Genomic DNA, 13,753 nt, shown 5'->3' with positions numbered 1-13,753 from the left:
CTCATGACCCAGAACATCATCGTCATCGGGGCCGGCATGGCCACAGGCCGCGCACTGGAACACCTGTTTGATGCAGGTGCCGATGTGAACGTGACGCTGTTCAACGCAGAGCCGCGCGGTAACTACAATCGCATCATGCTGTCCCCTGTGTTGGCCGGCGACAAAACATATGAAGAGATCGTGACTCACGACGCCGACTGGTACGGGACCAATGGGGTCACCTGCCGCTTTGGTGAACGAGTGACGACGATTAACCGGGCGGCCAAGACGGTGACGGCGGAAAATGGCGATGTGCTGCCTTACGACAAGCTGATCTTTGGCACAGGGTCTGACCCGTTCATGATCCCCCTGCCCGGCCATGATCTGGAAGGCGTAATTGCCTACCGCGATCTGGAAGATACCGAGCGGATGATGTCCCTTGGCCCCGACAACAAGGTTGTCGTGATCGGCGGAGGCCTCTTGGGCCTTGAGGCTGCCGCTGGCATGGCCGCACGCGGTGTTGATGTCACCGTTGTCCATATCATGGGCCACCTGATGGAACGCCAACTGGACGAGGCAGCAGGATACCTGCTGCGCAAGGCTTTGGTCGACAAGGGCATCACCGTTATGTGCCAAGCCAACTCCAAGGAGATCTTGGGCGAGGATGGTAAAGTGCGGGCCCTGAAACTCGACGACGGCACCGAGTTGCCTTGCGATCTTTTGGTCATGGCCGTGGGCATCCGCCCCAATGTGGCGCTGGCCAAAGCGGCCGGGCTGGCCGTGGGCCGGGGCATCCATGTGGATGACCAGATGATCACTTCTGACGAAAACATTCTGGCAGTGGGCGAGTGCGTGGAACATGACGGGGCAGTCTTTGGCCTGGTGGCCCCGCTATACGATCAAGCCAAGGTCGTGGCGCAGACCCTGATGGGCGAGGACGCTGCCTTTGTCCAAAAAGAACTCAGCACCAAGCTGAAAGTGACCGGCTGCGATCTGTTCTCGGCCGGTGACTTTGCCGATGGCGAGGGCCGCGAGGATATCGTGTTTCGCGATCCCGGGCGCGGCGTCTATCGCCGTCTGGTGATTGAGGGCGACAAAGTCATTGGGGCCGTGATGTATGGCGATACCGCCGACAGCAACTGGTTCTTTGGCCTGATCCGCGACAAGACCGACATCGCCGAGATGCGCGAAACGCTGATCTTTGGCCCCGCTTACCAGGGGGGCACCCCCATGGACCCGCTCGCAGCCGTTGCAGCCTTACCGCGTGACGCGGAAATCTGTGGCTGCAACGGCATTTGTAAAGGGACCATTCAAGACGCGATTGCGGACGGGGCCACCGATCTGGGGGCGGTCCGCGCGGTGACCAAAGCGTCGGGGTCCTGCGGGACCTGCACCGGGTTGGTCGAGCAGGTTTTGGCCGTGACCTTGGGCGATGATTTTGTGCTGCCCACGGCGCAACCGATCTGTGGGTGTACCGATCTGACGCATGAAGACGTGCGCCGGATGATCAAATCGCAGGAACTAAAGTCAATGGCCGCCGTCTGGCAGGAATGCGCGTGGAAGACCGTCGATGGTTGCCACGTCTGCCGCCCTGCCCTGAACTATTATCTGATTGCGGATTGGCCGTTGGAATATCTGGACGACCCGCAAAGCCGTTTTATCAACGAGCGCAAGCACGCGAACATCCAAAAAGATGGCACGTTTTCTGTGGTGCCCCGCATGTGGGGTGGCATCACCAATGCGAACGAGTTGCGCGCGATTGCCGACGCCGCTGACAAGTACAACGTGCCGACCGTCAAGGTCACCGGAGGTCAGCGCATCGACCTGTTGGGTGTGCGGGGTGAGGACTTGCCGAGCATCTGGGCCGATCTGAATGCCGCCGGCATGGTATCGGGCCACGCTTACTCCAAAGGGCTGCGCACGGTGAAGACTTGTGTCGGCACGGATCATTGCCGCTTTGGCACTCAAGACAGCACCGGCCTTGGCATTCGTCTTGAAAAGGCGTTGTGGGGGTCCTGGACCCCGCACAAGGTCAAGCTGGGCGTATCGGGATGCCCGCGCAATTGTGCCGAGGCGACGTGTAAGGACGTGGGCATTGTTTGCGTGGACAGCGGGTTTCAGGTCGGCATCGGCGGGGCCGCAGGCATGGACCTCAAGGAGATTGAACCGCTGGCACAAGTGCCCTCCGAAGCCGAAGCGGTGGAACTGACCATCGCGGTCATCCAACTTTACCGCGAAAACGCCAAGTATCTGGACCGTATCTATAAGTTTATGGCCAAGGTGGGCCTCGACTGGATCCGCGAACAGGTTTTTGACAATGTGGAAAACCGCAAGGCTCTCATCGCCCGCTTTGATCTGAGCCAGTCGGTCTATCAAAAAGACCCTTGGGCCGAACATGCGCAAGAGCAGGCAGACACCTATCAGCCGGTCGCCAACCTGACATTGGAGGCCGCAGAATGAGCGCCTGGATCGATATCGCCGCCCTCGAGGACATTCCGCTGCGCGGGGCCCGAGTGGTCAAGACGCGGGCGGGCTGTGTCGCGGTGTTTCGCACGGCGGCAGATGACGTTTTTGCCCTCGACAATGCCTGCCCTCACAAGCAAGGGCCGCTGGCCGAAGGGATCGTGCACGGCAGCGCCGTGACCTGCCCGCTGCATAATTGGGTGATTTCCCTGGAAACGGGCCTCGTGCAGGGCGCGGATGAGGGTCAGGTGACGACCTACCCGGCGCGGATTGAAGACGGCCGGATACTACTGGATGCGGCCTTTCTTGCGGCGCGCAAAGTCGCATGAAAACGCGCACCACATGTCCCTATTGCGGGGTGGGTTGCGGGGTTTTGGCCTCGGCTGATGGGACGGTGACCGGCGATCCTGATCATCCGGCCAACTTTGGGCGCTTGTGTTCTAAAGGGGCCGCACTGGGAGAGACTATTGAGTTGTCGGGCCGGTTGCTGGCACCAATTGTTGGTGGGCAAGAGACGGATTGGGAGACTGCGCTGGACCTTGTTGCGGCACAGTTTCAGGCGGCCATACGCGAACACGGCCCTGACAGCGTGGCGTTTTACGTGTCAGGTCAACTGTTGACCGAAGATTACTATGTGGCCAACAAGCTGATGAAAGGCTTTATCGGTTCAGCCAATATTGACACGAATTCAAGGCTTTGTATGGCGTCATCAGTTGCCGGTCATAAACGTGCCTTTGGCACCGATACCGTCCCGGGCACTTATGAGGACCTTGAAGAAGCAGACTTGATCGTGGTTGTCGGCTCCAACCTTGCCTGGTGCCATCCGGTGCTGCATCAGCGCATCGCAGCAGCCAAGGCGGCACGTCCCGGGATGCGGGTTGTGAATATTGATCCCCGACGCACGGCAACAACCGAATTGGCCGATCTGCATCTACAGATTGCGCCGGACGGGGATGTGGCCCTGTTCAATGGCTTGCTCGCACATCTCTCAGATGCCGGGCACGTAAATCGATCTTACGTGAATGCACATGTGGCCGGGTTCGAAAGCGCACTTTTTGCGGCCGCCGCCACTGACGCGACGCAGACCGGTCTGTCCGCACATGATCTGGCCCAATTCTATACGATGTGGGCCGGCACGCAAAAGGTTGTGACCGTCTACTCGCAGGGCGTGAACCAATCCACATCGGGTGCGGACAAGGTCAATGCGATCCTGAATTGTCATCTGGCCACGGGCCGGATCGGCAAGCCCGGCTGCGGCCCCTTCTCCGTCACCGGCCAGCCCAATGCGATGGGTGGCCGCGAAGTGGGCGGCCTCGCCAATATGTTGGCCAATCACCTCGACATCGAGAATGCGGATCACCGCGATGCGGTCCAAGGTTTTTGGGACAGCCCCACAATCTGCACCACGGCAGGCCTCAAAGCTGTTGACCTCTTCGAGGCTTGTGCGAATGGAAAGATCAAGGCGCTGTGGGTCATGTCCACCAATCCGGCGGTCAGCCTGCCAGGGGCCAACAAGGTGGCCGACGCCATCACCGCCGTACCCTTTACAGTCGTGTCCGACATCATGGCACGCACGGATACCGGCGATCTGGCCGACGTGCTGTTGCCCGCCACAGGATGGGGCGAAAAGGACGGAACCGTCACCAACTCAGAGCGTCGGATTTCGCGGCAACGCGCCTTTTTACCCGCGCCCGGCCAAGCGCGACCAGATTGGAAAATCATCAGCGATGTGGCTGCGCGAATGGGCTGGGCCGACGCGTTTGCCTTTGACGGCCCTGCCGAGATATTTGCGGAATATGTGGCCCTGTCGACGGCTACTGCGGGCTTTGGCCGTGACCTCGACCTCAGCATCTTTGCCGACGCGGATTATGCCGCTCTGATCCCGACGCAATGGCCGCGGAACAGCACACGTTTTTTCGCAAATGGCGGGTTCTTTCACCCCGATGGCAAGGCGCGGATGCTCGCAGTCCATGCACCAGAGGTCACCGAAACAACCGGTTTCCGCCTCAACACAGGTCGCATTCGCGATCAGTGGCACACCATGACCCGCACGGGCAAAGCCCCACGCCTCGGCAATCACCTGGCCGAGCCTTACGTCGAAATTCATCCTCGGGACGCTGAGCCGTTGGGGGTGACCGAAGCCATGTTGATCCGCCTGAGTGCAGGTGAGGATCACGGAGTTTTCCGTGCCCTGCTCTCGACCAAATTGGCCCGTGGCCAGCTCTTTGCCCCGATGCACTGGACGCGGCAGCGCAGTGCGTCGGGTTGGGTAAATGGGGTTGTGCACACCGGCACCGATCCCGTGTCTGGGCAACCTGCGCTCAAGGCCGCAACCGTCACGGCTGCCCGGTTTGATGCAAAATGGTATGGGTTTCTGGCCTCCCGTTCTGAGATCATGCCCGAAGGCGCATATTGTGCCGTTGCACGCACAAGCACTGGCTGGCAGGCCGAATTGGCCGGTGACACAAAGGCTGACGCGCCCGAAGACATGCTGCGCGCGTTGATTGGACCCTTTGAAGGCGATGTTACGCAGTTAGATGATCCGATGACGGGCCTGCGCCGTCTCGCGCTGCGCACAAACGGCGTTCAAAGCGCGTTGCTGTTTATCGCACCTGACCCGGTCGCGGTGTCGCGCACCCACGTTATTTCCCAAATCGGAACACCGGGCCAGGGGATCATCGACTTGTCAGGCCTGCCCGAACCCGGCCGCCCAGATCCCGGTGCCACCGTCTGTTCCTGCATGTCCGTGGGCATCAATACGCTGCGTACCGCCATCGCCGAAGGGGTCGCCACACTGGACGAGTTGGCCACCTGCACCGGGGCCGGCACAAATTGCGGGTCGTGCAAACCCGAACTGGCGGCACTCTTGGCAACCAGCCCCCAAGCCCTCGCCGCTGAATAACGGAGACCGCTGATGAAAACCTTTCCCATGTTCCTGACCATGACCGACCGCCGCGTCGTCATCGTTGGCGGCGGCGAACAGGCCGCGCAAAAGTGTCGCCTGATCCTCAAAACCGATGCTCAGGTCGAAGTTCTCGCCCAAAGCCTTGACGCGGAGTTGCAGGACTTGGCCGATCGGGGTCGCATCACCTGGACCGCCACCTCCATCACAGCCGCCCATTTCGCGGACACCGCTCTCGTCTTTGTCGCAACAGGTTGCCCGGGGATGGATGCGGCCCTACACGCCCTCGCCAAATGCGCAGGTGCCACTGTCAACGTGGTGGATCAGCCGGAGCTGTGTGATGCGATCACCCCATCCATTGTAGACCGTGATCCAGTGGTCGTGGCTATCGGCACTGAAGGGACGGCCCCGGTCTTGGCCCGCCAAATCAAGACCAAGGTCGAAGATATGCTGGAGCCGCGCCTGGGCGATCTGGCCGCTCTCGCGGGCCGCTTACGCAGCTTTGCCGCGCAACGGCTCAGCCCGCGCATGCGCCGCGATCTGTGGCGGTGGGTGTTCAATGGCCCTGTGCGGGCGCAACATCAGGCCGGTGCGGAACAGCATGCAGCGCGGATGCTGAAAGACGCGATTGCGACGGGCGAATTTTCCGAGGCCGCCCCCGCCCCCGTGGCCCTTGTGGGTGCCGGACCGGGGAGCAGCGACTTGATCACCCTGCGCGGCGTTAAACGCCTGCAAGAGGCGGATGTGATATTCTATGACCGGCTGATTGATCCGCAAGTGCTGGAACTGGCGCGCCGCGATGCGCGCCGGGTCTACGTGGGCAAAGCGCCTGGTTGTCACAGTTGGCCACAGGACAAAATCAACGCCGTCTTGGTGGCGGCGGCCCTCGCGGGCGAACGTGTCGTGCGCCTGAAATGCGGTGATCCGGGGATCTTTGCGCGCGGCGCCGAAGAGGCGGATGCGTTGAAGGCTGTGGGCGTAACCTATGAGATTGTGCCCGGGGTTACGGCGGCCAGCGGGGCCGCGGCGGCCACAGGCGGCTTTTTGACGGAACGGGGACGCAACGACACGCTTGTGCTGACCACGGGCCAGACGGCGGAGGATAATGCCACCCCTGACTGGATGCATTTTCTGCAAAAGCGCAGCCGCGTTGTTGTCTATATGGGCGTGTCCGCAGCCCCCCAGATCGAGGCGCGTCTGCGTGCCGATGGTTTGGCCGCCTTAGTGGATGTGCAGATCGTGGCCAACGCCCAACGCCCAGATCAAAAGATCGAGACATGCCGGGCCGACGAACTGACCGCTTCGCTGGAACGCGCCGGGATCACCAGCCCTGCCATCCTCACCCTCATGCTGCGGGATGAACCTGTGTCAATGCGCGGGCATTTGCAGGCGGTCTAGGCTTTGGACTGGATCAAAGCGTCGCAAACCAGTTTGATATGCGAGGCCTTGAACGCGTCAACCTCAAGCGGTTCAACCTGCGCAAAGACCCGCATCCAGATCGCTACAAAAATTGCGGGAGACACCAGCAGCCGAACATCATAGCTGCGCGCCTCTTCGGCAAGCTCACCTGCCGCAATGCCCCGTTCGATCAGGGCGCGGATTGTGCTTTCACCTTTGCTCAGAATCTCGTGCCGATAAAGCGCCACCAGGCTTTGCATTTCGTGCCCTTCGGCAACCAGAACCCGCAGCAAGACAGACGCATCCCCCGTTACCAGGCGCGCATAAATCATATCCACCACATGGGAAAAGACAGTGCGAAAGTCCCCATGAGCCTGCTGAACAACCATGGCAGCCGCGTCGATGGTCTGTTCGACAGAGCCTCGCATTGCGGCCTCGAATATCGCTTCCTTGGTGTCGAAATAAAGGTAGATTGTGGTGCGCGAAATCCCGGCCCGCGCGGCTATGCTGCCAAGTGTCGTGCCACCAAATCCCTTGTCTTCAAACTCGCCGAAGGCGGCCGCGATGATCTCGCTGGGGCGGGCGTCTTTGCGACGGCGGCGTTTGTTGATGTCTTTTGTCATCGGGTCCAATAGTGCCCCGCCTTTGCAGACAAAAGTGTCGGTGGTTCTCGGGGTGCCACATCAATATGACCGAACCTGACCCGACAGCCAACGGCCTACCGAGGCGTGTATGCGCCGAAAACTCCCGTCTTTAGATCGCTAAGTCCAGCCGAGGTTTCCAGAAAGGGCGAAAAAGCTCGATCTTGGGACAGCGGTTCATCACAACTTTCAGCCCCGCATCCTCGGCCAACTTGGCGGCGGCATCATCGTAGACCCCGATTTGACCCCAAAGCACCTTGGCCCCGATGGCAATGGCTTGTTCGGTGATGGCATAGAGTTCCTCTTTGGGTCGGAAAACCTCGACCATGTCGACGGGACGATCAATGGCGTGTAAGGAATGATAGGCCGGGATGCCCCGGATCTCCTTGAGCGCAGGGTTCGGGTTTACCGGGATCATATCGTAACCCGTCTCATGCAGGACCCGCAGCACCCCATAACTGAACTTGGTCTTATCCGCACTGGCCCCGACCATGGCGATCGTCTTGACCGATTTCAGGATGTCGGCCAGGTATGCCGGGTCGTAGTCATAGAGATCATCCAATGCAGTTGCGGGCATGGCTCAGGCCTCCTTCGGAGTGGCGATATCGGCTTTCAATTCGTGCGGTTCCAATGGGTCGAGGAAAGGGTTGCGATAGAGTTTGTCATGGCTTTCGACACCGATCTCCAGCGTGCAATCGGTGATCGCCCGGGCCACGCATAACAAGACGTACCCGGTACTGATTTGCCGATTGTTCAGCGCAACCTGACGGCGTTGATCAACCGTACCTTGGGTCAGTTTTGCAGCACAAGTGATGCAGCCGCCGTACTTGCAGCCATAGGGCAGATCAACCCCCTGTTCGCGCAAGCTATCCAGCAAGGGACGGCGCGCATCTACCACGTGGGTCGCCCCATCGCGGTTGGCAAGGGTTATGATCCGCGTCTCGGTCACAGCCAGATGTCGCTGGTGCAGTCACCGCCGGGATAGCGAGTTTCGTGGCAACGGCTAGGTCCGTTGGGTTCCTGGCCAAAGTCGACGATGAAATCCTTATTGATGCTCATCCCGCCATTTTCCACGTCGCAGTCAATCATCAGCATAACGCCGCCTTGGGTCCGAATTTCGGGATAAAACTGATTGTCCCAAGTCGAAAAGAGCGAGGTCGTGACATAGAGCCGTTTGCCATCAAGGCTCAGCTGGTACATCTGCGGTCCACCAGCAACCTTGACACCGTTGACCTCCGGCGCCTTGCCCAAAAGCCCCCCCATCCAGACCTGCCCCGTCAGCACCGGATTGTGCGGATCCTCGATGTTGTATTGGCGCATGTCACCGTGCAGCCAGTTGTTGAGGTAGAGGTATTTGTCGTCCATGGAAACAAGGATCGCAGACATGACGCCCGGGACAGGGATGGGCCATTCGGGATGCGGCTCGTTCTCGATGTCGATGATCTTTTCCCACTCCCATTTGCCCGCCTCGGACTTCCAGAAGTGGATCACATTGGCGCTAAGCGCTGCGCCACAAAAGCCGTGGCTGCTGTCGGGATCGTGCAGGAATTTCACCTCAAGTGGGATCAACCCATCCTCGCCGAGGTACATCGTCTCAACCGGTTTACGTGCCTCGAAATCCCAGATGTGCAGGCGGCGGCCATATTTCAGGTGCCCCACTTCCTCAAGGTCAAAACCTGGCATGAACGTATTGGGCGCCGCCCATTCTGAACTGACCATGACGTTGTGGCGTGGCTGATACCAGAAATCATAGCTGAACGGGATGTCGCCCATGGTCTCTTCCCAACGGCCGACTATCTCGAAATCCTTGTTTAAGTGCAGATAACCGCCCGGCGCCTCGCCCCGCGCATCTCCCAGAAAGGAAATGATGATCTCGGAGCCGAGGCAGTGCACCGTGTGCGGCCCGCTAAGGTTGGTTTTGGATTTGATCTCGGCCCCGTCGATCACTTTGTGCAGGCGCGGCGCAAAAGGGTCGGTGGCCGTATCGATCACGTGGATATTGTTGGACCGCACGCCGGGCACCAGCAAGTATTTCCGGCTCATCCCTGCATCATCGTGACAAGACGAACAGGCGTTCCAACCCATATGGTGCAACTCATCCCCGATGCCGGGCATTTCCAGCCGGTGGATTACTTGGGAATAGGTCGGGCTGTCGGGATCGGCATCGACCGTGGCCAGATAGTCGGGTTTTTGAATCCCGGTGCCCGTGTAGATGGCAATGGTATAAAGCAGCTTTTCGCGGGGGGCCTTGATGGCTTCGGCCGGGCTGGCATAGCCCGGGCCACAACATGCGCCGTCCATCATCACCGATCCTCCCTTGCGATCATATTCCTATTCTCGTAATTTGATATTCAGATTCTCACAAGGTAAAAATATGCACCTCGAACGGCTCACCCATATCCTTGAAGTGGTCGGGCAGAAGGGCATGGCGACTGTGGCCGAAATCTGTGCCCATTCGGACCTGCCCAAACCATCTGCCTATCGATTGGTTCAGGACCTGGTCGGCGCGGGCTTGCTTGAGCCTGTGGGGCGTGGCCAGTTCACCATCGGTGCGCGTCTGCGGCGCATCACGCAAAGCAACCAGTCCGATGAAGCCCTGCTCGAGGTCATTGCGCCCGCACTGAAACAGGCCGCTGCCATACATGGCACCGCGTTTTTCCTGTCGCGGATGCGCGGCAAATCGGTCGAAATCATTCATGTCGAAACGCCGGAGACAGGGGTTTCCTATCTTCATCCCGGCTTGGGCAAACGACCGCTTCATGCCTGTTCATGTTCCAAGGCTGTCGCCGCATTTGCTCCCGATGGGTTTCTGACGCGCGACCTGGCGGGCCAGCTGCGCGCCTATACCGAACATACGCTCACGTCTGTTAAGGACTTGGAAGTTGAGCTTGCAAATATCCGCGCCCGCGGCTTCGCGGAATGCGTGGAAGAGATCGAGCGCGGCATGTGTTCGGTGGCAGCCCCACTTGCGCCAAATGGCCCGGGCGCCACGATGTCGATCGGTGCAACCGGATCGGTACGGGTGTTTACACCTGCCTTTCGTGCCAAGATTGGGCCACAAATTGCCTGGATCGCACATGGCCTGGCCACTGACCTGGGATGGAACGCGCCCACCGCCACAGGCAAAACGGGTTAACCCGGGTTTCCGCCCCGCGAAATTCTCGTAAAACGTGTTTGCTCGTCGTTGACGTGAGGGTAAGGTTTGATTCTGTTGCAGCGAGACAGAGAAAATTTGATCCCAAATGCCATTTAAGGAGAACCATTATGCGTGCCGATGAGATTGAAAGTGTTGCTATTCACCCCGCTATCGGCGTAGCCCGTGTCGGGAACGCAGAAGGGGCCGATGAGTATTTCCTGGCCCCCGAAGTCATCGGCGAAACGCCCCAAGACAGTGACGGATACCGCAACAAGAAAGGTCATATAAAGCGCCAGGTGGCCCGCTTTCGCATCTATGCGACCCTGAAATCCGGCGAAGTTCGCGAGATCACTGGCCACGAAGCGCAAATCAACTGGCGCGTCGAAGTCGCCAACCTCAAGGCCGGATGGTATGAATTTCTGCACGCAATGGACCTGCCTGCCGGTCAGGTTTTTGCCCCGCCGCGGCGCAACGCGGACGTCCAGGGTGCCGACCGTGAGGCGTTGAGCATCAGACCTACCGGCCGCCAGATCACAGGCCGCAACATGACGGTCGAGCCTTTTAACGATGGTCTGTATTACGGCAATCCGGTGTACTTGGGTGAACTGCGCACAGATGAAGATGGTCGTTTGCTGTTCTTTGGTGGCCACGGCTTGTCCCAGCCCAAGGACAAGGAGGCCAAACCCACTACCTTTGCCAACAATGATGGCTGGCATGATGACACTTGCGATGGCCCTGTGCGCGCCTCGGTCAGCATTGACGGCGAGACCTTTGAGGCGACGCCTGCCCATGTGATCGTCGCCCCGCCTAACTTTGGCCCGGGCCTCTTTGGCATGATCACCATGGACGATGTCGTACGCGACCTGTTTGGGCGGCAAGGGACGCTTGATCTGCCCAAGGACACCAGCTTTACCCGTGACATCTGGCCCATGTTTGACCGGATGACAGGGCACCAATGGGTCAATGAGGGTATCATGATGTTGGCCGGGCAAGGCACGCCATTGGATGCCCGCGACCCTGCAGTGATCGCGCTGATGAACGATCCGACGCCCGAAGGAGAGGCCTACCGCCACGCGGTTTTCAAGCTTTTCCGTGACAGCAACACCCAAGCGCTTGATCCTGCCGCCCTGCCCCCGTTTTACGGTGACACCTATGGCGATCAGTACCCCGACGGCACCTATGTAAACCGCGCCCGCGAGGATCTGTTCCTGACCAAGACCCAATTTGATCACCTTGAAAACTGGGCCCATGGCCGCTTTGAACCCGATTGGGTAGGTTTTCCCGACATTCCCAGTTTCGACGATATCCCCGTGGCCGATCAGCCCCGCGAGCTGGACCGTGCGGCGCTGCACGAATGTCTGGGTGGTCCTTTCCATCCGGGGATCGAGCTGACCTGGCCCATGCGTCTGGCGTCCTTGTGGAACCCGGACGTGCCCTACCGCTTGCGCCCTCTGCCCGAGGGCGAGGCGGTGCGCCAGGATTATGGCCCCTACCTCAGCCGCGAAGATGCGCTGGCCTATGACGGTCCGTGGGGCGAGACTGGTGCCGGCAGTCTGACCCGCTGGATGGGGGTGCCCTGGCAAACCGATGAGGCCTCGTGCAATTCAGGCCTCGTATACGAGCCGAGCCTTTACCTCAGCTCTCCCAGTTTCTGGGGCGCGCGTGTACCCAATCAGGTCCTCCCGATCGAGGCCTACCGCATTGCGACCACACCGGGGCTCGCCCCTCTGCAAGCGCAGCGCCATTTCAGCAACCGCCGTTTTTGGCTGCGCGATTTGCAAAGCACAGGCTATGCCGCCCGGATCGACAATATGGTGCACAAGTGGTGGATGACGGGTCTGGTCGAGGCCCATACACCTCCCGAAGAGTCGGGCCTGCCTGATCCATGTTTTGTGGAAACGGGCCGGTCGCGGAAGTTTACCAAGGGCGACCCAACCCTGAAGCTGGCCCATGATATCGTGGCGCTTTCCCTCGAAGAACTGGCTCTGCTGCATGCCGCCGAACATGAGCCTGATGACGAGGCGATCCTTGAGCGTGACTATCCCCGCATGGACCGCGGCGAGGTCTGATGCCGGACGTCGTGATCGCGGGCGGTGGGCCTGCCGGGCTCGCCGCCGCCATTGCTTTGGCCGAACGCGGGTTAAGCGCAACGGTTGTCGATGCAGCGGGAGGTTCTAGCGCGCCACGCGCCGAGTTGTTGCCACAGGGTGCTGCCGCCATTCTTGAGCGGTTGGGCCTGAGTACTGTGCTGGTCGATGCAGTGCGGATCACGGATGTGATCAGTGCCTGGGGGCGCGCCGCCCTGCAATCGCACGGGGCGCATCCGGGTCTGGGTTTGCATGGTTGGGGCGTGAACCGACAAGAGCTTTCCGCCGTAATGCGGCAACGGGCACGGGATGCCGGCGTCACGCTGGTCACGGCCCGGATAACATCGCATGACAGGGCCAACGGTGCCTGGCAGGTCGGCCTCAGCGGTCAATCCAGCATTACCGCCGGGTTCCTCATTGATGCAACTGGGCGGCCTGCCGCGATTGCGCGCAAGCATGGGGCAAGAATGCTGCGCGACGCCGATCTGGTGGCAGTGACCTGGCAATCAAGCGGAACAGGCGAGACCCGTATGCTGGCCCAGGCTGCACCCGACGGCTGGTGGTATGCCGTACCGCACAACACGGGCGGCACGTTCGGGTTCATGACAACGGCCCAGCGCGCAAAAGACATCGCTCGCACACCTGGCGCTTTTCTGGCAGAGGCCTGCACGGAGACCAAGCTGATGACGTTGGATACCGCCCATGCACCGCGCCTAATGGATGGCTGCAACGCTGTGCTGGACCGCATGTGCGGCGACGGATGGCTGGCCACAGGCGACGCGGCGGCCGCCTTTGACCCCATCGCCTCACAAGGGCTGTTCAACGCGCTGTCGGGCGGTTTCTTTGCCGGAAACGCGGCAGCAGATGCCATCGCGGGAGACCCAGATGCGCCAATGGTCTACGAGGCACTTTCGTCCCGAACGGCCGAGCGGACCTTTGGCATGACACACCTTCAATATGCGGCTCTCCCTTACGAAACGGATTTCTGGAAAACGCGTGCAGGTTTTCCTGCGTCTGGGCACAAATCGTCTGATGCGCAGTGCAGAACGGTCGCTGCGCAATAGCTTGGAGGTGGAGCAATCGGTGGTTTTCCCGGTTGGATGCCAAGCCATCCGCCTACGCCGCCCTACAAAATCGGAGAAAGAAA

The 13,753-nt window shown here is 60.1% G+C and carries 11 protein-coding genes; 7 read left to right on the top strand and 4 right to left on the bottom strand.

What is annotated here, in order from left to right:
* The first annotated feature begins 3 nt into the window (after window positions 1-3).
* Genes nirB through cysG form a run of 4 tightly spaced genes read left to right on the top strand, consistent with a single transcriptional unit; the run spans window position 4 to window position 6,742 of the window.
* A complete protein-coding gene (gene nirB / locus Q1A44_RS18940) occupies window positions 4-2,439 on the top strand; it encodes a nitrite reductase large subunit NirB (protein ID WP_299628436.1) in 2,436 nt (811 codons plus the stop codon).
* Complete coding sequence (gene nirD / locus Q1A44_RS18935) at window positions 2,436-2,771, top strand: nitrite reductase small subunit NirD (RefSeq protein ID WP_299628434.1); 336 nt, start codon at window positions 2,436-2,438, stop codon at window positions 2,769-2,771. Before nirB ends, nirD begins: the two co-directional genes overlap by 4 nt.
* Window positions 2,768-5,344: a nitrate reductase gene (locus tag Q1A44_RS18930; protein WP_299628432.1), complete on the top strand. Its 2,577-nt coding sequence runs from the start codon at window positions 2,768-2,770 to the stop codon at window positions 5,342-5,344. The genes nirD and Q1A44_RS18930 overlap by 4 nt, the downstream gene beginning before the upstream one ends.
* Before the next feature lie 12 nt (window positions 5,345-5,356).
* Window positions 5,357-6,742, top strand: coding sequence for a siroheme synthase CysG (gene cysG, locus Q1A44_RS18925; RefSeq protein ID WP_299628429.1), 1,386 nt, complete (start codon window positions 5,357-5,359; stop codon window positions 6,740-6,742).
* On the opposite strand, the gene Q1A44_RS18920 is transcribed toward cysG, so the two are convergent.
* The 4 genes from Q1A44_RS18920 to Q1A44_RS18905 all read right to left on the bottom strand — a co-directional run bounded on the left by Q1A44_RS18920 (window position 6,739) and on the right by Q1A44_RS18905 (window position 9,687).
* The gene (locus Q1A44_RS18920; protein WP_299628426.1) at window positions 6,739-7,365 is read right to left on the bottom strand and encodes a TetR/AcrR family transcriptional regulator; all 627 of its coding nucleotides are present in this window, start codon (window positions 7,363-7,365) and stop codon (window positions 6,739-6,741) included. The two genes, cysG and Q1A44_RS18920, sit on opposite strands and share 4 nt — an antisense overlap.
* 130 nt (window positions 7,366-7,495) lie before the next feature.
* The gene (locus Q1A44_RS18915) at window positions 7,496-7,960 is read right to left on the bottom strand and encodes a CoA-binding protein (protein WP_299628423.1); all 465 of its coding nucleotides are present in this window, start codon (window positions 7,958-7,960) and stop codon (window positions 7,496-7,498) included.
* A 3-nt stretch (window positions 7,961-7,963) separates the two neighbouring features.
* The gene (locus Q1A44_RS18910) at window positions 7,964-8,332 is read right to left on the bottom strand and encodes a 2Fe-2S iron-sulfur cluster-binding protein (RefSeq protein WP_299628420.1); all 369 of its coding nucleotides are present in this window, start codon (window positions 8,330-8,332) and stop codon (window positions 7,964-7,966) included.
* Window positions 8,329-9,687, bottom strand: coding sequence for a selenium-binding family protein (locus Q1A44_RS18905; protein WP_299628417.1), 1,359 nt, complete (start codon window positions 9,685-9,687; stop codon window positions 8,329-8,331). Before Q1A44_RS18905 ends, Q1A44_RS18910 begins: the two co-directional genes overlap by 4 nt.
* A 70-nt stretch (window positions 9,688-9,757) precedes the next feature.
* On the opposite strand from Q1A44_RS18905, the gene Q1A44_RS18900 reads away from it, so the two are divergent.
* The 3 genes from Q1A44_RS18900 to Q1A44_RS18890 all read left to right on the top strand — a co-directional run bounded on the left by Q1A44_RS18900 (window position 9,758) and on the right by Q1A44_RS18890 (window position 13,670).
* Window positions 9,758-10,519, top strand: a complete 762-nt coding sequence (locus Q1A44_RS18900) for an IclR family transcriptional regulator C-terminal domain-containing protein (RefSeq protein WP_299628415.1) — start codon at window positions 9,758-9,760, stop codon at window positions 10,517-10,519.
* 128 nt (window positions 10,520-10,647) lie between these two features.
* On the top strand, window positions 10,648-12,588 hold the full coding sequence (locus Q1A44_RS18895; RefSeq protein ID WP_299628412.1) for a LodA/GoxA family CTQ-dependent oxidase: 1,941 nt from the start codon (window positions 10,648-10,650) through the stop codon (window positions 12,586-12,588).
* Window positions 12,588-13,670 carry an FAD-dependent monooxygenase gene (locus Q1A44_RS18890; RefSeq protein WP_299628410.1) on the top strand — a complete coding sequence of 361 codons (1,083 nt, stop codon included), beginning with the start codon at window positions 12,588-12,590 and terminating at the stop codon, window positions 13,668-13,670. The genes Q1A44_RS18895 and Q1A44_RS18890 overlap by 1 nt, the downstream gene beginning before the upstream one ends.
* Window positions 13,671-13,753 lie beyond the last annotated feature (83 nt).

The sequence above is a fragment of the uncultured Tateyamaria sp. genome (genome assembly GCF_947503705.1).
Lineage (GTDB): Bacteria > Pseudomonadota > Alphaproteobacteria > Rhodobacterales > Rhodobacteraceae > Tateyamaria.
Note: the sequence above shows the minus strand (reverse complement) of the source record. Positions and strands in the feature narration are given on the sequence as shown.

Coding starts and splice junctions, on each gene's coding strand:
- nirB (WP_299628436.1), top strand. CDS start 4: ATGACCCAGAACATCATCGTCATCGGGGCCGGCATGGCCACAGGCCGC.
- nirD (WP_299628434.1), top strand. CDS start 2,436: ATGAGCGCCTGGATCGATATCGCCGCCCTCGAGGACATTCCGCTGCGC.
- Q1A44_RS18930 (WP_299628432.1), top strand. CDS start 2,768: ATGAAAACGCGCACCACATGTCCCTATTGCGGGGTGGGTTGCGGGGTT.
- cysG (WP_299628429.1), top strand. CDS start 5,357: ATGAAAACCTTTCCCATGTTCCTGACCATGACCGACCGCCGCGTCGTC.
- Q1A44_RS18920 (WP_299628426.1), bottom strand. CDS start 7,365: ATGACAAAAGACATCAACAAACGCCGCCGTCGCAAAGACGCCCGCCCC.
- Q1A44_RS18915 (WP_299628423.1), bottom strand. CDS start 7,960: ATGCCCGCAACTGCATTGGATGATCTCTATGACTACGACCCGGCATAC.
- Q1A44_RS18905 (WP_299628417.1), bottom strand. CDS start 9,687: ATGATGGACGGCGCATGTTGTGGCCCGGGCTATGCCAGCCCGGCCGAA.
- Q1A44_RS18900 (WP_299628415.1), top strand. CDS start 9,758: ATGCACCTCGAACGGCTCACCCATATCCTTGAAGTGGTCGGGCAGAAG.
- Q1A44_RS18895 (WP_299628412.1), top strand. CDS start 10,648: ATGCGTGCCGATGAGATTGAAAGTGTTGCTATTCACCCCGCTATCGGC.
- Q1A44_RS18890 (WP_299628410.1), top strand. CDS start 12,588: ATGCCGGACGTCGTGATCGCGGGCGGTGGGCCTGCCGGGCTCGCCGCC.